The sequence below is a fragment of the Polynucleobacter sp. UB-Piko-W3 genome, from assembly GCF_018881635.1.
GTDB lineage: Bacteria > Pseudomonadota > Gammaproteobacteria > Burkholderiales > Burkholderiaceae > Polynucleobacter.
The window spans coordinates 1,326,463-1,346,157 of sequence record NZ_JACVPY010000002.1; the positions used below are offsets into that span (position 1 = coordinate 1,326,463).

The 19,695-nt window shown below is 46.6% G+C and carries 20 protein-coding genes; 9 read left to right on the top strand and 11 right to left on the bottom strand.

The features are described from left to right. Positions 1 to 7: 7 nt before the first annotated feature. A complete protein-coding gene (gene galU / locus ICN31_RS07130; protein WP_216260007.1) occupies positions 8 to 892 on the top strand; it encodes a UTP--glucose-1-phosphate uridylyltransferase GalU in 885 nt (294 codons plus the stop codon). A gap of 16 nt (positions 893 to 908) precedes the next feature. Here galU and ICN31_RS07135 read toward each other — a convergent pair whose 3' ends face one another. Together ICN31_RS07135 and alaS are read right to left on the bottom strand one after the other, a co-directional pair. Further along, complete coding sequence (locus ICN31_RS07135) at positions 909 to 1,136, bottom strand: sulfurtransferase TusA family protein (RefSeq protein ID WP_216260822.1); 228 nt, start codon at positions 1,134 to 1,136, stop codon at positions 909 to 911. Between the two features lie 14 nt (positions 1,137 to 1,150). Beyond that, entirely contained in the window at positions 1,151 to 3,775 is a 2,625-nt protein-coding gene (alaS, locus tag ICN31_RS07140; protein WP_216260009.1) for an alanine--tRNA ligase, read from the bottom strand. Positions 3,776 to 3,896: 121 nt separating this feature from the next. Between alaS and ICN31_RS07145 the strand changes: the two genes are divergently transcribed. From ICN31_RS07145 to ICN31_RS07155, 3 genes are all read left to right on the top strand, one after another. Next, entirely contained in the window at positions 3,897 to 4,358 is a 462-nt protein-coding gene (locus ICN31_RS07145; protein ID WP_216260013.1) for a tripartite tricarboxylate transporter TctB family protein, read from the top strand. A 19-nt stretch (positions 4,359 to 4,377) separates the two neighbouring features. Then, a complete protein-coding gene (locus ICN31_RS07150; protein WP_216260016.1) occupies positions 4,378 to 5,880 on the top strand; it encodes a tripartite tricarboxylate transporter permease in 1,503 nt (500 codons plus the stop codon). 84 nt (positions 5,881 to 5,964) lie between these two features. Then, positions 5,965 to 7,737, top strand: a complete 1,773-nt coding sequence (locus ICN31_RS07155) for a glutamine--tRNA ligase/YqeY domain fusion protein (RefSeq protein WP_216260018.1) — start codon at positions 5,965 to 5,967, stop codon at positions 7,735 to 7,737. Here the strand turns inward: ICN31_RS07155 and ICN31_RS07160 are convergent. After that, positions 7,718 to 8,605: an SDR family oxidoreductase gene (locus ICN31_RS07160; protein ID WP_216260020.1), complete on the bottom strand. Its 888-nt coding sequence runs from the start codon at positions 8,603 to 8,605 to the stop codon at positions 7,718 to 7,720. The genes ICN31_RS07155 and ICN31_RS07160 overlap by 20 nt on opposite strands. Positions 8,606 to 8,641: 36 nt before the next feature. Here ICN31_RS07160 and ICN31_RS07165 point away from each other — a divergent pair, with 36 nt between their 5' ends. Together ICN31_RS07165 and ICN31_RS07170 are read left to right on the top strand one after the other, a co-directional pair. After that, positions 8,642 to 9,682, top strand: a complete 1,041-nt coding sequence (locus tag ICN31_RS07165; RefSeq protein ID WP_216260023.1) for a 2Fe-2S iron-sulfur cluster-binding protein — start codon at positions 8,642 to 8,644, stop codon at positions 9,680 to 9,682. A 56-nt stretch (positions 9,683 to 9,738) separates the two neighbouring features. Continuing rightward, complete coding sequence (locus ICN31_RS07170; protein WP_216260025.1) at positions 9,739 to 10,932, top strand: acetylornithine transaminase; 1,194 nt, start codon at positions 9,739 to 9,741, stop codon at positions 10,930 to 10,932. Between the two features lie 24 nt (positions 10,933 to 10,956). On the opposite strand, the gene ICN31_RS07175 is transcribed toward ICN31_RS07170, so the two are convergent. From ICN31_RS07175 to ICN31_RS07205, 7 genes are all read right to left on the bottom strand, one after another. Further along, on the bottom strand, positions 10,957 to 11,673 hold the full coding sequence (locus ICN31_RS07175; protein ID WP_216260027.1) for an ATP-binding cassette domain-containing protein: 717 nt from the start codon (positions 11,671 to 11,673) through the stop codon (positions 10,957 to 10,959). Then, positions 11,670 to 12,443: an ABC transporter ATP-binding protein gene (locus tag ICN31_RS07180; RefSeq protein WP_216260029.1), complete on the bottom strand. Its 774-nt coding sequence runs from the start codon at positions 12,441 to 12,443 to the stop codon at positions 11,670 to 11,672. The genes ICN31_RS07175 and ICN31_RS07180 overlap by 4 nt, the downstream gene beginning before the upstream one ends. Beyond that, positions 12,440 to 13,531 (bottom strand): branched-chain amino acid ABC transporter permease, encoded by a 1,092-nt coding sequence (locus ICN31_RS07185; protein WP_370624282.1) that lies wholly within the window; start codon positions 13,529 to 13,531, stop codon positions 12,440 to 12,442. Before ICN31_RS07185 ends, ICN31_RS07180 begins: the two co-directional genes overlap by 4 nt. Continuing rightward, on the bottom strand, positions 13,524 to 14,459 hold the full coding sequence (locus ICN31_RS07190) for a branched-chain amino acid ABC transporter permease (RefSeq protein ID WP_216260031.1): 936 nt from the start codon (positions 14,457 to 14,459) through the stop codon (positions 13,524 to 13,526). The genes ICN31_RS07185 and ICN31_RS07190 overlap by 8 nt, the downstream gene beginning before the upstream one ends. A 68-nt stretch (positions 14,460 to 14,527) precedes the next feature. Beyond that, positions 14,528 to 15,709, bottom strand: a complete 1,182-nt coding sequence (locus ICN31_RS07195; RefSeq protein ID WP_216260825.1) for an ABC transporter substrate-binding protein — start codon at positions 15,707 to 15,709, stop codon at positions 14,528 to 14,530. A gap of 28 nt (positions 15,710 to 15,737) precedes the next feature. Further along, positions 15,738 to 16,679 carry a 4-hydroxy-3-methylbut-2-enyl diphosphate reductase gene (gene ispH, locus ICN31_RS07200; RefSeq protein ID WP_216260034.1) on the bottom strand — a complete coding sequence of 314 codons (942 nt, stop codon included), beginning with the start codon at positions 16,677 to 16,679 and terminating at the stop codon, positions 15,738 to 15,740. A 3-nt stretch (positions 16,680 to 16,682) separates the two neighbouring features. After that, complete coding sequence (locus tag ICN31_RS07205; protein ID WP_216260036.1) at positions 16,683 to 17,129, bottom strand: peptidylprolyl isomerase; 447 nt, start codon at positions 17,127 to 17,129, stop codon at positions 16,683 to 16,685. A 30-nt stretch (positions 17,130 to 17,159) separates the two neighbouring features. Between ICN31_RS07205 and radC the strand changes: the two genes are divergently transcribed. The 3 genes from radC to rpmG all read left to right on the top strand — a co-directional run bounded on the left by radC (position 17,160) and on the right by rpmG (position 18,412). After that, positions 17,160 to 17,852: a DNA repair protein RadC gene (gene radC / locus ICN31_RS07210; RefSeq protein ID WP_370624283.1), complete on the top strand. Its 693-nt coding sequence runs from the start codon at positions 17,160 to 17,162 to the stop codon at positions 17,850 to 17,852. A gap of 147 nt (positions 17,853 to 17,999) precedes the next feature. Next, positions 18,000 to 18,233, top strand: coding sequence for a 50S ribosomal protein L28 (gene rpmB, locus ICN31_RS07215; RefSeq protein WP_011903570.1), 234 nt, complete (start codon positions 18,000 to 18,002; stop codon positions 18,231 to 18,233). An 11-nt stretch (positions 18,234 to 18,244) separates the two neighbouring features. Next, a complete protein-coding gene (gene rpmG, locus ICN31_RS07220; protein WP_015421876.1) occupies positions 18,245 to 18,412 on the top strand; it encodes a 50S ribosomal protein L33 in 168 nt (55 codons plus the stop codon). A 71-nt stretch (positions 18,413 to 18,483) separates the two neighbouring features. On the opposite strand, the gene ICN31_RS07225 is transcribed toward rpmG, so the two are convergent. Further along, positions 18,484 to 19,683, bottom strand: a complete 1,200-nt coding sequence (locus tag ICN31_RS07225; protein WP_216260038.1) for an acyl-CoA desaturase — start codon at positions 19,681 to 19,683, stop codon at positions 18,484 to 18,486. Positions 19,684 to 19,695 lie beyond the last annotated feature (12 nt).

The window sequence follows — 19,695 nt, forward strand, 5'->3', positions numbered from 1 at the left end:
AACCCTTATGCCATTAACTACTAAAGCCGTTACCAAAGCCGTTTTCCCTGTTGCCGGCTTGGGCACTCGCTTCTTGCCTGCAACCAAAGCAAGCCCAAAAGAGATGCTCAATGTGGTTGATAAGCCTTTGATTCAGTATGCGGTTGAAGAAGCCATAGCAGCTGGCATCACTGAGATGATTTTTGTTACTGGTCGCAGTAAGCGGGCTATTGAAGATCACTTTGATAAAGCATATGAACTTGAAGCAGAACTAGAAGCCAAAAACAAACAAGCTCTGCTAGAAATTGTGCGAAGTGTTAAACCTAGTCATGTTGATTGTGTGTATGTGCGTCAACCCGAAGCGCTCGGTTTAGGTCATGCAGTGCTGTGTGCCGAGAAATTAGTACGCGATGAGCCCTTTGCCATCATCCTGGCAGACGACTTATTGGATGGACAACCACCCGTCCTCAAGCAGATGCTCAAGGTATTTAATGAGCAAAACGGTTCCGTGATCGCTGTAGAAAAGATTGATCCAGCCAAGAGTAGCTCATATGGAATCGTATCTGGTGACGAGGTGGCTAAAGGCATCTACCGTCTTAATGGCATTGTAGAAAAGCCGCAACCCAAAGATGCGCCTTCGAACTTAGCAGTTGTTGGGCGCTACGTTCTGTCCTCCGATATTTTTAGCCATATTCGCAATCTCAAACCAGGTGCTGGTGGCGAGATTCAATTGACCGATGCGATTGCCTCCTTGCTGAAGCAAGATGCTGTATTTGCTTATGAGTACGATGGCGTTCGCTATGACTGCGGTAGCAAGCTTGGTTACCTCAAGGCTTCAGTGGAATTTGCTCTTCGTCACCCTGAAGTGGCAACTGATTTTGCGGCCTATTTAAAGAATCGGTCTTTAACCTAAGACTCTTAACCTCGTCTTATCTTCTTTTGAGGAAGAAAATTAAGACATCGCCCTCAGTAGTACTCAGAATCAGTTCATTACCAGTTTGTTTAGCAAATGCCGGAAAATCATGAGCAGCACCAGCATCGGTTGCCTTGATCTTCAAGACTTCACCTGACTGCATGGTGGCTAAAGCTTTTTTGGTACGCAGAATAGGTAATGGGCAATTCATACCAATCGCATCTACTTCCGCATTAAAAGCAATATTTACTGATTCACTCATTTGCTTGCTATCCAATCTTTAACGCCGTTTAAGGCTATACCTAACTTACTAGGATCTGTTCCACCAGCCATCGCCATCTCTGGCTTACCGCCGCCTTTGCCACCTACCTGCTGAGCAACAAAGTTCACCAGATCACCCGCCTTAACCTTGCCAATAGAGTCTGCAGTAACGCCGGCAATTAAGCTGACCTTATCGCCCTGTACGGATGCCAGGACGATTGCCGCAGTTTTGAGCTTTGCCTTGAGTGCGTCCATGGTTTCACGTAAGACCCCTGCGTCAGCACCATCTAAGCGAGCAGCTAATACCTTAAGGCCATTGACATCAATTGCTTGACCAGCCAACTCGTCACCCTGACTTGCTGCCAACTTGGAGTTCACTTTTTCTAGATCGCGCTCTGCTTGACGCAAACTCTCTTGCAATTGAGTAACGCGGTTTACTAAGTCACCTGGATGAGTTTTCAGAATGGCTGCAGCCTCATTTATTCTGTCTTCCATGCCCTGTAAGAAGTGCAGCGCATTATTGCCAGTGACAGCCTCAACGCGACGGATGCCCGCTGCTACGCCACCTTCAGAAACAATCTTCAAGCTACCAATATCGCCAGTGCGTGATACGTGAGTGCCACCACATAGCTCTTTAGAGCTACCGATTTCTAGTACGCGCACTTCTTCGCCGTATTTCTCACCAAATAACATCATGGCACCAGTCTTCTGTGCATCCTCTAAAGACATGACCTTACCTGAGGTGGCAGTGTTCTCCAGAATCTCTTGATTCACAATATCTTCTATTTTGCGAATTTGCTCAGATGTAATCGGAGCATTGTGCGTAAAGTCAAAACGGGTCTTGATAGCATCTACCAGCGAACCTTTTTGTTGTACATGATCACCCAGTACCTCACGCAAAGCTTTGTGCAAGATATGCGTCGCACTGTGATTACGCATCGTGTCGGTTCTTTGCTGAACATCTACTAAAGCATTGAGTACATCACCGACCTTAAGCTCGCCCTCAAGCAACTCACCTTGGTGACCAAAGACATCGGCCTGAATCTTAAAGGTATCTTCTACAGTAAAACGGACAGTCTCATTACGAAGCTCGCCTTTATCACCAACTTGGCCGCCAGACTCCGCATAAAAAGGAGTGTTATCTAACACGATCACAGCAGCATCACCGGCCTTTACTGAAGTTACCGCAGAACCATCTACATATAGACCGGTTACCTTTGCACCCACATGTTTTAAGGTGTCATAACCATGAAACTGGGTTGACTGGCCTTTGTACTCTAAGCCTTGGGCTACCTTGAACTTGCCGGCTGCTCTAGCTTGATCGCGTTGCTTTTGCATCGCTACTTCAAAACCTGGGGAATCGACTGTCACTCCACGCTCACGGCAGACGTCTGCAGTGAGATCGAGTGGAAAACCAAAGGTGTCATGTAAGCGGAAAGCGGTTTCACCATCGACCACTTTGGCGCCGCCTGCTAATGCGCCATCCAAAATTTCCATACCGTTGGCAATCGTCTGGAAGAAGCGCTCTTCCTCTTGCTTTAATACTTCACCCACTTTATCTTGTGCAGCCCGCAATTCTGGATAGGCATCGCCCATCTCTTTAACCAGCGCAGGAACCAATTGATAGAAGAATGGTTTGCGCGCACCTAACTTGTAGCCATGACGAATCGCACGACGTGCAATGCGACGTAATACATAACCGCGTCCTGCATTACCTGGAATGACTCCATCAACAATAACAAAGCTACAGGCTCGAATATGGTCAGCAATCACTTTAAGTGAAGGACTCTGCGCATCACAGTTCCCTCCACCAGCAGCATCTACCGCATCTTTAGCAGCCTTTAATAAATTGACGAAGAGATCGATCTCATAGTTAGAGTGAACGTGCTGCAAAATAGCGGCAATGCGCTCAAGGCCCATGCCCGTATCAACACTAGGCTTAGGCAGTAGATGCATGACACCTGCTTCATCGCGGTTGAACTGCATGAAGACGTTATTCCAAATTTCAATGTAGCGATCACCATCTTCATCTGGACTGCCAGGAGGACCACCAGGAATATGGTCGCCGTGATCATAGAAAATTTCTGTGCAAGGACCACAAGGTCCGGTATCACCCATCATCCAGAAATTGTCGGAAGCGTAACGCGCGCCCTTGTTGTCGCCGATTCGAATAATGCGATCAGTTGGAATACCGATCTGCTTATTCCAGATCTCATAAGCCTCATCATCTTCAGCATAGACCGTGACCAAAAGTTTTTCTTTGGGCAACTTAAATACTTGTGTCAATAAATCCCATGCAAGCTGAATCGCATCTTTCTTGAAGTAATCTCCAAACGAAAAATTACCCAACATCTCAAAAAAGGTGTGATGACGTGCGGTATAACCGACGTTATCTAAATCATTATGTTTGCCACCAGCTCGAATGCACTTTTGGGCAGTCGTAGCGCGGCTATAAGGCCGCTTATCAAAGCCTAAAAACACGTCTTTGAACTGGTTCATCCCCGCATTGGTGAATAACAGGGTTGGATCATCCCCGGGTACGACCGGACTGGACGGAACGATTTGGTGGCCTTTTTGGGCAAAGAAATCTAGGTATGCCTGGCGAATTTGAGAGACTTTCATGCTGATAATTATCGCATTGGCACCTGCCTAGGGCAAACCCTAGACAAGTGACCCCCTTAGTGCCTTACAATCGCTCAACATCAATAAATCGGAACTTAAGCCGATCAATAAGGAGCACAACTTGAAAATTCGGAATCAACGGGATTTTGGGGCTGGGATCATGTATATGGTCATTGGCCTCTTCTTTGCCATTATCGCAAGACAGTATCAATATGGCACGGCGGCTAAGATGGGCCCAGGTTATTTCCCATTTTGGCTAGGCATGCTTATGGCTACTATCGGTTTATTGGTTCTTGTCAGATCTATGAATGCTAAGGCTGCGATCGAAAGTATTCCAAAATTCAATTGGCGCATCATGCTCCAAATCACGGGCGCAGTTGTTTTATATGGCCTCTTGCTCCCTAGAATGGGCTTCTTAGTTGCTGTTGTGGTCTTAGTTTTTGTTGCCGCTAGTGCTAGCAAAGAGTTCACCTGGAAGGGTACTGCTATCAATGCTGCCTTCTTGGTAACCTTTACTTATTCCGTGTTTGTAGTGGGCCTGAAACTTCAGTTCCCGCTACTGCCAGTATTCCTCCAACAATAAAGAACCGGGACACTACAAAATGGATTTATTTGCTAACTTAGGCCTCGGTTTCGAAACTGCATTTACTTTACAGAATCTCCTGTACTGCCTGATCGGCTGTGTCTTGGGAACCCTCATCGGCGTATTGCCTGGTCTTGGCCCTATCGCCACGATCGCGATGCTCTTGCCAGCAACGTATGCTCTGCCTCCAATTGCTGCTCTCATTATGTTGGCCGGTATTTATTACGGCTCACAGTACGGTGGGTCCACAACTGCGATTTTGCTCAATATTCCGGGAGAGACGTCGTCGGTGGTAACCGCAATCGATGGCTACCAAATGGCTCGCAATGGTCGAGCTGGTGTTGCCTTGTTTACTGCCGGTACCGCTTCATTCTTTGCGGGTTGCGTGGCCACTTTAATTTTGGCTGCATTTGCTGCCCCACTCTCTCAGCTTGCTTTTAAGTTTGGTCCTGCCGAATATTTCTCACTGATGGTCTTGGGACTCATTGGTGCGGTTGTTCTGGCATCTGGCTCCTTGATTAAAGCGATCGGCATGATCATCCTAGGTCTTTTGATGGGCCTCATTGGCACCGACGTGAACTCTGGTGTCTCACGCTATGCGTTTGATATTCCAGAACTCAGTGATGGTATCGGCTTCGTTGCAGTTGCGATGGGTGTATTCGGTTTCGCAGAAATCATGGGTAACCTAGAAAAGACTGGCGATGATGAGGGCTTCCTCAATAAGCTGACAACCATGGTCCCAACCAAAACTGATGTGAAGCGCATGATCCCATCTATTTTGCGCGGCACCACTATTGGTTCTATCCTGGGCATTCTGCCTGGTGGTGGCGCTGCCTTGGCCGCTTTCGGCGCTTACTCTGTTGAGAAAAAATCTTCTAAGTACAGCCACGAGTTTGGTAAAGGCGCTATTGAAGGTGTAGCAGGTCCTGAAGCAGCGAACAATGCTGCAGCACAAACCTCATTCATTCCTTTGCTCACATTAGGCATCCCACCAAATGCAGTGATGGCTTTGATGGTTGGTGCGATGACTATTCATAACATTCAACCAGGTCCGCAAGTGATGACTAGTAACCCAGCCTTGTTCTGGGGTCTGATTGCTTCGATGTGGATTGGTAACGTGATGTTGATTCTCTTGAACTTGCCCCTCATTGGTATTTGGGTCAAGCTCTTGAAGATTCCATACCGCTTCCTCTATCCAGCTATTTTGGTGTTCTGCTGTATCGGTGTATACACCGTGAACAACACCGTGTTTGATGTCTATGTCACTGCAGGCTTCGGCTTGATTGGTTACCTCTTCTTCAAGCTGGGTTGCGAACCTCCTCCATTACTCTTGGGCTTTGTGCTTGGGCCAATGATGGAAGAGAACTTCCGTCGTGCCCTATTACTATCCCGCGGTGATTTCATGACCTTCTTAACCCGCCCACTATCCTTGGGATTGCTGATTGCAGCAGCCCTCTTGGTGGTGATCGTAGCCTTACCAGCGGTGAAGAAGACTCGCGAAGAGGCATTCGTAGAAGATTAATTCGCTTTACCTCTATAGAAACGAGCCCGCAGCAGTTTGCGGGCTTTTTCTTTATCGGTCAGATGTTTTCTCTACAATGTGACTATGTCTGAAGATAGCAAATCCTCGAAAGCAAGTACTGGCGCCCTAGCCGAGCCCTCCAACTTCTTACGTCAGATCATTGATCATGACTTAGCAAGTGGTGCTTTTGCCAAGCGTACCAATTTAGCTGGTGAGGCAATTCCATCGATCATTACGCGCTTTCCGCCTGAGCCTAATGGCTATTTACATATTGGTCATGCGAAAAGTATTTGCCTAAACTTTGGCCTTGCTGCTGACTACAACAATCAGCCTGGTGGTGCGCGCTGCAATATGCGCCTTGATGATACCAACCCAGTAAAAGAAGATATCGAATACGCAGACAGTATTTTGGATGCAGTCAAATGGCTAGGGTTTGATTGGGGCAACCATCTTTATCACGCCAGCGACTACTTTGGTCGCCTCTATGAGTTTGCAGAAATTCTGATTCAGAATGGTAAAGCTTATGTTGATAGCCAAAGTGCTGATGATATTCACACCAATCGTGGTAACTTTGGTCAAGCAGGAAAAAACAGTCCCTATCGTGAACGTAGTCCAGAAGAAAATCTTGCCCTCTTTCGCGAGATGCGTGACGGGAAGTTCAAAGATGGTGAACATGTTCTGCGCCTGAAAATTGATATGGCTCACCCCAATATCATGATGCGCGATCCCGTGGTCTACCGTATTCGACATACGGATCACCATCGCACTGGTAGCAAGTGGTGCATCTATCCCTTATATGACTTCACGCATTGCATCTCTGATGCTTTAGAGAATGTATCCCACTCTATTTGTACTCTCGAGTTTGAGAACAATCGCCCTCTCTACGACTGGATTGTTAATTCACTCAAAGAACTGGGTGTCTTCAAAGATCCTGTGCCACATCAGTATGAGTTTGCCCGTCTAAATTTGACTTACACCATTACTAGCAAGCGCAAACTATTGCAGCTCGTTGAAGAAAAACGGGTTGATGGTTGGGATGATCCGCGGATGCCAACGATTGTCGGCATCCGTCGCCGCGGCTATACCCCAGAAAGTATTCGTTTGTTTTGCGAACGCATTGGGGTCTCTAAAGCAGATAGCTGGATTGATATGAGCACTCTAGATCAAGCGCTGCGCGATGATCTAGAAGCAAGAGCACCTCGTGCTACTGCGGTACTCAAACCACTCAAACTCATCATTCAGAACTTTGATGCTGACGGCAAAGAACCTTGCTCAGCACCACGTCATCCACAACATCCCGAATGGGGTAATCGTGAATTTCATTTCACACGTGAGTTGTGGATTGAAGCAGATGACTTCATGAAAGAGCCTATCAAAGGCTTCTTCAGATTATTTCCACCGATGGGTGATCAGCCAGGAAGCCGCGTACGCCTGCGCCATGGCTTTGTGATTGAATGCACTGGATTTGAGACTGACGCCAACGGCAATGTCATTGCAGTGAATGCAAGTTACTTCCCCGATAGTAAGAGTGGCACTGCTGGCTCAAATAACTATAAGGTGAAAGGCAATATCCACTGGATTAGCGCTGCTGAAGCCATTCCGACTGAAGTGCGTCTATATGATCACCTCTTTAGTGACCCGCATCCTGATAGCGGCGATAAGAATTTCTTGGATGCGATTAATCCCCATTCCAAACAAACTATTACCGCCTACCTTGAGCCTTGCATGAGAGAAGTGAAAGCGGAAGAGCGCTTCCAATTTGAGCGTCACGGCTACTTTATTGTCGATCAATTCGATTCCAAACCTAGTAAGCCAGTATTTAACCGAACCGTTGGTCTTAAGGATTCTTGGAAATAGTATCCAGAAAATGTGCCACGCTCGGATAACGAAGTGGCGTTTTGAGCTCATGCAAGCGAGTGTTAGTCACTCTTCTAGATTCGCGCATAAACGACCATAGCATCGGATTGACAATTTTTTGTAATTGCTCGGCTGGCATTCTAGGTGGTCGATCTAGACCAAAAGCATCCGCCACCTCATCAAAGTAATCTCCCATTTTGGTCTCACCGCCATCGCACGTATTGATCACCCTCTGTGGTTTACCGTGATACACCGCAGCGCAAACTAACCTTGCCAAATCATCACTATGAATATGATTTGAGTACGCGTCTTCCTCGGGTCGTAATACTGGTGTTTGAGACTGCAGACGCTCTAGCGGTAGACGGTCTGCCGCATAAATACCAGGTACGCGCAAAATGGTTAAAGCCACTCCATGAGCAGGTGCCCATAAACGCAAAGCAAACTCGGCATCGACCCTTCTTTGAGCACGTTCACTCTGAGGGCTGACTGGGGTACTCTCGCTGACCTTGGCGCCCTGGTGATCGCCGTAGACGCCTGTAGTGCTGATATAGATCAGGCGCCTGACGGCATTAGATCCTTGGGCTAAAATTCGGATGAGGTTGCGGGTTCGGCAATCACGACTTCCCTGATTTTGGGGTGGCGCTAAATGAATGATGGTTTGTGCTAAACCGGATAAGCGCCATAAAGATTCTGGCTGGTCCAGATTACCCAAAATGGGAGTCGCGCCAACCTTCCTCAACTCCTGAAATCGACTTTTCAAGGTCGTTAAGGCAAAAACTCGATGACTACGGGAAAGCTGCTTAGCTACCCGCAGACCAATGTCACCGCAGCCAATAATCAGGATAGAAGGTTTACCAAAAGATTGCATAAGTTACATCGTAACGATTTATTGAAAGGAATGAGAGTGTCTTATCAGATTACGCTCAAAACGAGCGGCAAACAATTTACTGTTAACCAGGATGAAACCCTCCTGGAAGCCGCCCTACGTCAAGGCATCAATTTACCTTACGGCTGCAAAAATGGTGCTTGTGGCTCCTGTAAAGGCAAAATTATAGAAGGTCAGGTGGCCCACGGCCAACATAGCGAGAGCGCCTTGAGTAAAGCAGATGAGACCACTGGTGGTACTTTATTTTGCTGCGCCCACCCTCAATCTGATCTTGTGATTGAAGCGCGTGAGGTTCAAGGTGCTGGCGATATTGCCATACGGAAAATGCCTTGCCGAGTGAATGTGATTGATAGACCAAGCAGTGATGTCGCAATCCTTAAACTACAGTTACCTGCCGCTGAGCGCTTTCAATTTCTGGCAGGACAATATCTAGAGTTCCTCCTCAAGGATGGTCAGCGCCGTGCCTACTCAATTGCCAATGCGCCAGATCAAGAAGGCCCCCTCGAGCTACATATTCGCCATTTACCCGGCGGCCTCTTTACTGATTTTGTCTTTGGAACTGCGACACCTGCCCTCAAAGTAAAAGATATTCTGCGCTTTGAAGGACCCATGGGCAGCTTCTTCTTGAGGGAAGACTCAAAGAAGCCCATCATTTTTGTTGCAGCGGGTACTGGCTTTGCCCCAATTAAATCCATCATCGAACAGATGCAGACCAAAAAGATTCAAAGGCCAATCGAGCTCTACTGGGGTGGGCGCCGACCTGGCGATCTCTACCTAGATCATTTGTGCAAGATCTGGCAAAACGAGATTCCGAACTTCAAGTACATTCCCGTCATCTCGGATGCCTTGGCAGAGGATGCTTGGGGTGGCCGAACTGGCTTTGTTCATCAGGCGGTGATGGCAGACCATGCCAATATGAAGAACCTTCAAGTCTATGCCTGTGGTGCACCAGTGATGGTCAATGCGGCACGAGAGGACTTTTCATCCAAATGCCATCTACCTGAGGAAGAATTCTTTGCAGATTCCTTTACCAGCGCCGCAGATTTAGTCGCAAACTAAACTCCAATAAAGTTAGATAATAGAAACTTCATTAGACCCATTTACCCAAACCGAGTATGAATAAGCCAGTTCAAGCGATCGACACCCATTCAGTGATGTTCATCACCCAACGCCCAGAAGTCATCATGGTCGAAGGTAAAGGCTCGTGGATCACAGATAACAATGGCAAGCGCTATTTAGATTTCTTACAAGGTTGGGCTGTCAATTGCTTAGGCCACAGCAATCCTGGAATGGTTGCTGCACTTAATGTGCAAGCAAAAAAATTAATTAACCCAAGTCCTGCTTTTTATAACGAGCCCATGATTGGCTTATCCAATCTATTAACCAGTAATAGCTGCTTTGACAAAGTGTTTTTTGCTAACAGCGGGGCTGAGGCAAACGAAGGCGCTATCAAGCTCGCACGTAAGTGGGGGCAGATCAACAAAAACGGTGCTTTTGAGATTATTACTTTTGAACACAGCTTTCATGGCCGCACATTAGCCACGATGAGCGCTTCCGGCAAGCCTGGATGGGATACGATGTTTGCCCCACAAGTTGCAGGCTTTCCAAAAGCAGAATTAAATGATTTAGAGTCCGTCAAAAAACTCGTGACTGATAAAACGGTTGCGGTGATGATTGAGCCCATTCAGGGCGAAGGTGGCGTGATACCTAGCACCAAAGAATTTATGCACGAACTGCGCAAGCTCACTAAAGAAAACAATATCCTTTTAATCGCCGATGAAGTACAGGCGGGATGTGGTCGTACCGGCAGCCTCTTTGCTTACCAGCTATATGGAATTGAGCCAGACATCATGACCTTAGGTAAGGGTATTGGTGGTGGCGTCCCCTTGGCAGCCCTCATGGCAAGCAATGCAGTAGCTTGCTTTGTACCAGGAGACCAAGGTGGCACCTATAACGGTAATCCACTCATGACTGCTGTAGGCATTAGTGTCATTGAACAATTATTAGCGCCAGGATTTTTGGATAGCGTCAAAGCCAAAGGTGAACTACTCAAATCAGAACTACTCAAGCTATCCGCAGAATTTAATCTCGAGGGCGAGCGCGGCGAAGGTTTATTGCGCGCACTCATGCTTGGTAAAGATATTGGTGGAAAACTTGTTGAACTCGCTCGTGATCGCAACCCTGAGGGATTATTAATTAATTCACCAAGGCCAAACTTATTACGCTTTATGCCAGCCCTCAATGTGAGTGAGGATGAGATTCACCAGATGGCGAATATGCTGCGTGAGTTACTCAAGCAAACAGCTTAGAGCTGTGAATTTTTAAACGCTAGCTCATTCACCTAAATAAGCTGTTCGTACTCTAGAGTCCTCTAGCAATTCTTTACCTGAGCCACTCAACGTAATTAATCCGCTTTCCATGACATAAGCACGATTTGCGATCTGCAAAGCCAAACGTGCGTTTTGCTCCACCAAGAGAATCGTCATGCCACTGGCTGAAAGATTACGAATGACATCAAAAATAGTTTCTACCATGATGGGGGATAAACCCATCGAGGGTTCATCTAATAGTAATAACTGAGGTTCTGCCATCATCGCCCTACCCATAGCTACCATTTGCTGCTCTCCGCCAGAGAGGGTTCCAGCTAGCTGGGATAAGCGTTCCTTTAATCTTGGAAAGTAAGAGTAGACCTCTTCTAGCTTTTGCTGAACCGCCTTGGCATCTTTTTTCAGAAATGCCCCCATCTGTAGATTTTCTAGAATGGTCATACGCTTAAACACCCCGCGACCCTCGGGAACCATACCTAAGCCAAGCTGAACTAGGTCATAAGCCGGCAATTTCTCAGTGCTACGGCTTGAGAACCGAATCTCACCTGCAGATGGAGTCAATGCACCAGCAATGGCTTTCAAGCTTGAGCTCTTGCCTGCACCATTAGCCCCAATTAAAGCTACTAACTCACCCTGATCAACATACAAATCAATTCCTTTGACAGCATTAATACCGCCATAAGAAACCTTAAGATTTTTTACACTCAGCAAGGCGCTCATCACACTGCTCCCTGGCCGAGATAAGCCCTAATCACTTCAGGATGCACGCGCACATCTGCAGGCTTACCCGAGGCAATCACTTTTCCATAATCAAGCACTGTGAGGCTGTCACAAATACCCATCACTAAACTCACATCATGTTCGATCAGCAAAATCGTTTTGCCATCTGCCCGAATACGAAGCAATAACTCACGCAACTCCAACTTTTCAGTTGCATTCATACCCGCTGCCGGCTCATCTAAAGCCAGCAGCTTAGGTTCGGTAGCTAAAGCCCGCGCGATCTCTAAACGGCGCTGATGTCCATACGATAGATTGCGTGCCTCCATATCGGCATAATCACTTAAACCAACATAAGCTAGCAGTTGTAGTGATTTATCTCGAATAGATCGCTCTTCTCGCTTAGTAGATGGAAAGCGAAAGATTGCGCCCATGACTCCTGCGTTTGATCGACAATGGCAGCCGACCATCACGTTTTCTAGAACTGACATTTCACCAAATAAGCGAATATTCTGAAAGGTTCTGGCTAATCCAGACTGAGTTACCTCGGAGACTGACTCGGGAACATAGGGCTTTCCATCAAATAAAAATATCCCGGAGTCGGCTGGATATAAACCCGTAATGACATTAAAGAAAGTAGTCTTACCTGCGCCATTGGGCCCTATTAATCCAACGATCGAGCCATGCGGAACTTTTAAGCCTACTGAATCGAGCGCATGGACACCGCCAAAGCGCTTAGAAACATCAGCGACATCTAAAAGTAAGCGCTCCATCATGAATTATTTCCGCCCTTTTGCCAGATGCCGCCTGGGCGATACAGCATGATCAAGATCAGGGCTAAGCCGTAAATCAGTTGGCGAATGATTTCAACATCAATAATCACATGACCGAACAGGGCTTGTTGCAAAGGCTGCGCAATGCCACGCAATACCTCTGGAAAGATGGCAAGTAGAACTGCGCCTAGAATGACGCCAGGGATATGCCCAATGCCGCCTAGCACTACCATCGCTAATACAACAATCGACTCCCATAGGGTAAATGATTCGGGTGAAACAAATCCCTGAAAAGCGGAAAATAAAACTCCAGCCACACCGGCAAAAGATGCGCCAATAGCAAAAGCCAGCAGTTTCATATTACGAGTATTAATACCCATCGCCTTAGCTGCTATCTCATCTTCACGAATTGCTACCCATGCACGACCGATTCGCGAGTCCTGTAAGTGCAAACAAATAATCGATACGGATATGGCCAAGAGTAAAAACAAATAGAACACGAGATATAAACCAGGAATCTGTATAAACCCTAGATCCAATGGCTTTGCAAAAGAAATTCCGAATAATTGAATCGGATCAATTGCCGTAATTCCCTTGGGGCCATTCGTCAGATTAAATGGGCGATCCAGATTATTCATAAAGATGCGAATAATTTCTCCAAAGCCTAAAGTCACAATCGCTAAGTAATCTCCTCGCAACTGTAGAGTTGGAAAACCTAGAATGATTCCAAATAGAGCCGCTAGGATGATGGAGAAGACTGCAACCATCCAAGGTGAAAAATGCATCCCCTCCGGAAAGGCTGCTGCAATAGTCTCAAACTGTTGCGGTAAATGTGGGGATGCTAATAGTGCGAAGCTATACGCACCAAGCGCATAAAAAGCGATATATCCCAAGTCCAGAAGTCCAGCAAAGCCCACAACGACATTAAGACCCAGGGCAAGAACGATATAAAGCAAAGCAAAGTCGAGCACTCGTACCCAGTAATTGCCGCCACTAGCGCCAACCACCCAAGGCATCAGAATTAAAGCAATGATGCCGATCCATAAATAGGCGGACCTGGGAAGTCGATTAAGCAGGGTCACCTTAAGCACGGTCCGAAACCCTTTCACCCAAGAGTCCGGTTGGACGTAAGACTAAGACCAAGATCAAAACCAAGAAGGCAAAGATATCTTGATAGTTTGAACCAAAGACGCCGCCAGTGAAATCGCCAATATAGCCAGCACCTAAAGATTCAATTAATCCTAAGAGCAGGCCGCCTAACATCGCTCCCTTTAAATTTCCGATGCCGCCCAAAACAGCTGCAGTAAAAGCTTTTAGACCGGGAATAAACCCCATATAAAAATGTACGTTGCCGTAGTTGCCAGCAATCATGATCCCAGCCAGCGCCGCCAGAGCTCCACCTAACATAAAGGTGATTGAAATAACACGATTGGGATTGACACCCATGAGTGCGGCAATTTGAGTGTTCTCGGCAGTAGCTCGCATTGCTCTGCCCAGCTTCGTTTTTTCGACCAAGAACAACAAACCACACATCACTGCTACCGCAACCACAATGATGACAATTTCCTTGCCAGTAATGGTGGCGCCACTACCCCATAAATCAATAGGAATTGAAGGCAATAATTGCGGATAGGTCATCGGGTTACGAGACCAAATCATCATCGCAATGGTTTGAAGCAAGATCGACATACCGATTGCAGAGATCAAGGGGGCTAAACGCGGCGCATTGCGCAGAGGACGATAGGCAATCCGCTCAATCCAATAGCTTAAGCCAGCACAAACGGCCATCGTGATGGGCAAAACAATTAAAAGAGTTAGCCAGCCCGGAAGATCGCTAGTGAAACCTAGGATTAATCGCAGTAATGAAAGCGATACCATGGCGCCAATCATCAGCACTTCACCATGAGCAAAATTGATAATTCCCAACACGCCGTACACCATGGTGTAACCCAAGGCAATCAGAGCATAGATGCTACCCAGCACTAAGCCATTGATAATTTGCTGAAGGAAGATATCCATTAAGTCACTGTGTTTATGGGGCGTAAAAAAAGAGTGCCGCAGAAGCGGCACTCTTTTATCAACAGTATTTACATCTTAATGACATCTAGAACTGTTTTCTTCTTATCTTTAAAGTCATATAAGGTAATGACGCCCTCTTTCATATCGCCTTTATTGTCAAAGGCAATATTACCAACCAAGCCATCCATCTTGGTATCTGGCATGGCAGCGAGAATCTTTGCTGGATCAGCAGAGTTTGCACGCTTCATTGAGTCCACAAGGACATAAACCGCATCATAGGTAAATGGCGCATAGATCTGTACGTCAGCATTGAAGCGCTCTTTGTAACGCTTCTGGAAATCAGCGCCTTGTGCCATTTTGGACAAAGCCATACCAGCCTCTGAGCAAGTCACGTTGATCACAGCCTCACCAGCCAACTCTGCAAGTTTCTCAGTACACATGCCATCACCACCCACCACTTTGGCTTTGATGCCCAGTTCTGCGGCTTGCTTGGTTAATGGGCCACCAGTGGCATCCATACCGCCATACATAATGACATCAGGTTTCTTACCTTTTACTTTAGTCAGAATGGCCTTGAAATCTGTTGCCTTGTTATTGCTTGCTTCACGGGTGACTACTTTCACACCAGCTGCTTTAATGGTTTTTTCAAACTCATCCGCCAAGCCTTTACCGTACTGAGTAGAGTCATCGATGATGGCAACTGTTTTGGCCTTTAAGGTATTCACAACATAATTAGCCAATGCCGGGCCTTGTTGCGCATCAGTTGCAACTAAACGATAGGTAGTTTTAAAACCTTGATTTGTAAAGTCAGGGTTGGTTGCGGAAGGGGAAACTTGTGTAATACCAGCATCGCTATAGATTTTGGAGGCTGGAATGCTGGTTCCAGAATTCGGGTGACCAACCACACCAACAACTTTAGCATCTACCAATTTCTGCGCTACTTGGGTAGCGGTCTTAGGATCTTCAGCATCATCCTCAGGCACTAAAGTTAAAACAACTTTTTTACCATCAATTGTTAAGCCGCTTTTATTGATCTCTTCGATTGCTAGGCGCGCACCATTTTCATTATCTTTGCCTAAGTGGGCGATTGGGCCAGTCAAAGGAGCGACGTGCCCGATCTTCACTTCCACCCCATCAACTGGAGTAGCAGCAGTCTTATCGCCGCCCTTGCCACAGCCAAACAAAACTAAGGTCGCTGCTGCTGCAATAGCACTTTTCATAAACAACACTTTTGATACTTTTAAATTAATCATCTACAGCTCCTATGAAATGAATACTTCAGCCAACTAAATTTTTAGGTAGTGAGAATGTCACGTCTTCCACTACGCCATCTAATGCACGAACTTGACGTGGTCCAAACTCTAGAATACGTGCCACGATAGATTGAGCCAAACTTTCTGGCGCGGATGCACCAGCAGTTAAACCAATACGCTTTTTGCCAACAAACCACTCTGACTTGAGCTGTTCAGGAGCGTCCACCATGTAAGAGGGAACGCCCAGTTTTTCTGATAATTCACGCAAGCGATTGGAGTTTGAGCTCGCTGCACTTCCCACCACAATGACGACCTCCACTTGAGGTGCCATAAATTTCACGGCATCCTGACGATTCTGAGTGGCATAACAAATATCTTGCTTGCGTGGTTGAACAATGTTGGGGAATTTTTTGGTGAGTGCTTCAACAATTTCTTTAGTCTCATCGATGGATAAAGTCGTTTGCGTCACGAAAGCAATTTTTTCATCGTTTGTAAAAGATAATTTATCAATATCAGCAACTTTTTCAATTAAGAAAAGTCCCTTCTCTATTTGTCCCATGGTTCCCTCGACCTCAGGGTGTCCCGCATGACCAATCATCAAAATAGTAAACCCATCTTTGGACATCTTCACTACCTCAAGATGGACTTTGGTCACCAATGGGCAGGTAGCGTCATAAACCTGCAAGCCTCGATCTTGAGCATCTTTGCGCACCGCTTGAGATACGCCATGAGCACTGAACACAACAATTCCACCTTTAGGAACCTCTTGCAAATCTTCTACAAATACTGCACCTTTTTCACGCAATTCATTCACAACATTTGCATTGTGAACAATCTCGTGGCGCACATAAATGGGTGCACCAAAACGCGTCAGAGCTTCATTGACGATATTGATAGCACGATCCACGCCCGCACAAAAACCGCGGGGCTGTGCCATCAAAATTTCAGGGTTATCTGGATTACTCATCTGTTAAAGAATAGCAACAATTTCTGCTTCAAAAGTTATAGGCCGGCCGGCCAAGGGATGATTGAAGTCAAACCATGCACCCTCATCATCAATCGATTGCAAAACACCCGCATATTGTGCGCCGCCTGGTGCATTGAATTCAATCACATCGCCCGGATTAAATTCCACATCATCAGCACGACCTTCTTTCAGGGCTTTCAACGAAACCCATTGCACCAAATCTTCTTTACGCTCACCAAAACTTTCTTCTGGTGAAAGTAAGGCGCTTTTTTTCTCACCCAAACCAAGTCCTAGCAATACTTTTTCAAAACAAGGAGCAAATTGTCCAGAACCCATCAGAACCGTAGCAGGACGATCAACAAAAGTATTGATGTAATCGTCCCCATTGGGCAAAGTGAGCCGGTAGTTGAGGGTCAAGTAGGAGTGGGGCAAAACAGTAAGCTGAGTCATAAGCTTATTGTATCTAGGCCTGCGCCCGCTGTGCACTCCCCGATTTCGGGCTGGCCAAAACATGAACAGCCCCGTGAAAAACCTCGAATGGATGGTGCTGCTGCGCTGTCTGATGCAGAACTTTTAGCCATTTTTTTACGGGTTGGCGTAAAAGGCAAAAGCGCGGTGGGCCTAGCCCAAGATCTGCTCCATCATTTTGGGAGCCTGCCCCGTCTGCTCAGGTGCACCCGTGAGGAGCTAACTTGCATCCATGGAATGGGGCTATCCAAATGGTCTCAAATCCAAGCCGCCTATGTGCTAGTAAAGCGTAGTCTTGAGGATGGGCTGGCTCAGGACTCTATTTTTTCCTCGCCAAGCCATGTTAGAGAGTTCCTACAGGCTAAGATTGGCCGTCTGCCCCACGAGGTCTTCCTTTGCCTCTACCTAGACTCTCGCCTACATCTTATTGAATGCCAGGAGCTTTTTAGGGGCTCTATTACCCATACAGCCGTCTATCCCCGAGAAATTCTGAAGGAGGCCCTCTCTAGAAATGCCAGCGCCCTGATCGTGGCGCACAATCACCCTAGCGGAAACCCCCTGCCCAGCAATGCAGATCAAGAGCTGACCAGAACCCTCCAGAATGCCCTGCAATTGGTTGACATTACGCTTCTAGACCACTGCATTGTCAGCGGCAGCGGTTTTTTCTCTTTTTCAGATTCTGGCCTTATGAATATTGGTAAATAATGGAAGTAATTACTAACTTATATTAGATTTAGGGACTTTTCTGCCTAATTTATTGTCAAGAGCCCAAAACCAAAGCCATTTAGGACTAGCCCAAAATAGGCTGGGACTGATACAATCTTCTTTTTTCGCAATTAATGGAGTTATGTCATGGCAAAAGTTTGCCAAGTCACTGGGAAGAAGCCGATGGTTGGCAACAATGTATCCCATGCAAACAATAAAACGAAGCGTCGCTTTTTGCCGAATTTGCAAAACCGTCGTTTCTGGGTTGAATCTGAAAACCGCTGGATTAGCTTGCGCTTAACCAATGCTGGTTTGCGCGTGATCGACAAGAACGGCATCGATGCTGTGTTGTCTGATCTACGTGCACGTGGCGAAATTTAAGGAGCGCACAAATGGCTAAGGGCGGCAGAGAAAAAATCAAGTTAGAGTCATCAGCAGGTACTGGTCACTTCTACACAACTTCAAAAAACAAGCGTACTAAGCCTGAGAAAATGGAGATCATGAAGTTTGATCCCACTATTCGCAAGCACGTTGCTTACAAAGAAACAAAGCTGAAGTAATTTACTTCCAGCTAATAAAAAACCCGCTATGTGCGGGTTTTTTATTGCCTAGGAATTCTGAAGCATTGAAGTTATGCGTAGCGGCGCAATCTCAGAGAGAACTCACGCAAGCTCGTTAAGCCGCTATCTTCAGCGCGCTGACACCAAGCATGCAGTTGTGCAACTAACTGCTCTCTAGTGGCGTTAGAGCGACCCCAGATAGCCTGTAGATCGCGGCGCATCTCAATCATCTTACGTAGTTGTGCGTTACTTGCCATTAATTCCTCAAGCTTTGCTCGCTCCTGCTCGCTAAGACGAGATTCATCTTTGGCTAACCAAGTACGAGCATCGCTTAAATGAGATGCAAGCACCTGCATATGCTGCGCTTCATTACTAAAGTACTGACGTAATGTTTTACTGTAGCGCGCCATGATTTCATAACGATTTGCAATGATGGCTTCTAGAGTATTGTGATCGGCAGGACGCAAATCGCTCAGCACTGGCTTGGGCGGCGTTTTCTTGATATTAGCCAAGCCCACTGCACTCATGATCTGAATGTACATCCAGCCAATATCAAACTCGTACCATTTGTTTGATAGCTTAGCGCTGGTAGCAAAGGTGTGATGATTGTTGTGTAGCTCTTCACCACCAATCAAAATACCCCAAGGGATAATATTTTTAGAGGCGTCTTCACAGTCGTAATTACGATAGCCCCAAAAGTGGCCAATACCATTAATCACACCAGCCGCAGTAATAGGAATCCACAGCATTTGAACGGACCAAACCGTCAGGCCAATGCCCCCAAATAAAAACACATCGATGATGAGCATGATGGCAACACCCTGCCAAGAAAACTTGGAATAAATATTGCGCTCAAGCCAATCATCTGGAGTGCCATGGCCAAACTTTTCCATCGTCTCTTGGTTTTTGGCTTCATTTTTGTAGAGCTCAGCACCGCGAGAAAGTACAGTAGCAATCCCTAAAATTTGTGGGCTGTGGGGATCATCTACTGTCTCGCATTTGGCATGATGCTTGCGATGAATCGAGGCCCACTCCTTAGTAACCATACCCGTGGTGAGCCAGAGCCAAAAACGGAAGAAATGAGAAGCAATCGGATGCAAATCCAGGGCACGGTGCGCCTGGCAACGATGCAAAAAGATGGTGACTGCTGCAATGGTGATATGAGTAGCTACCAGGGTAAAAATGGTAATTTGCCACCAAGACCAATCGAGGTACCCATTGGCTAGCCAATTAAGAAATAAATCAAAACCTGAGCTTGAAACTGTATTCAAAAGTGAATCCCT

Coding starts and splice junctions, on each gene's coding strand:
- ICN31_RS07180 (WP_216260029.1), bottom strand. CDS start 12,443: ATGATGGAGCGCTTACTTTTAGATGTCGCTGATGTTTCTAAGCGCTTT.
- ICN31_RS07190 (WP_216260031.1), bottom strand. CDS start 14,459: ATGGATATCTTCCTTCAGCAAATTATCAATGGCTTAGTGCTGGGTAGC.
- rpmG (WP_015421876.1), top strand. CDS start 18,245: ATGGCTAAGGGCGGCAGAGAAAAAATCAAGTTAGAGTCATCAGCAGGT.
- ICN31_RS07150 (WP_216260016.1), top strand. CDS start 4,378: ATGGATTTATTTGCTAACTTAGGCCTCGGTTTCGAAACTGCATTTACT.
- ispH (WP_216260034.1), bottom strand. CDS start 16,679: ATGAGTAATCCAGATAACCCTGAAATTTTGATGGCACAGCCCCGCGGT.
- ICN31_RS07155 (WP_216260018.1), top strand. CDS start 5,965: ATGTCTGAAGATAGCAAATCCTCGAAAGCAAGTACTGGCGCCCTAGCC.
- ICN31_RS07205 (WP_216260036.1), bottom strand. CDS start 17,129: ATGACTCAGCTTACTGTTTTGCCCCACTCCTACTTGACCCTCAACTAC.
- rpmB (WP_011903570.1), top strand. CDS start 18,000: ATGGCAAAAGTTTGCCAAGTCACTGGGAAGAAGCCGATGGTTGGCAAC.
- galU (WP_216260007.1), top strand. CDS start 8: ATGCCATTAACTACTAAAGCCGTTACCAAAGCCGTTTTCCCTGTTGCC.
- ICN31_RS07160 (WP_216260020.1), bottom strand. CDS start 8,605: ATGCAATCTTTTGGTAAACCTTCTATCCTGATTATTGGCTGCGGTGAC.
- ICN31_RS07170 (WP_216260025.1), top strand. CDS start 9,739: ATGAATAAGCCAGTTCAAGCGATCGACACCCATTCAGTGATGTTCATC.
- alaS (WP_216260009.1), bottom strand. CDS start 3,775: ATGAAAGTCTCTCAAATTCGCCAGGCATACCTAGATTTCTTTGCCCAA.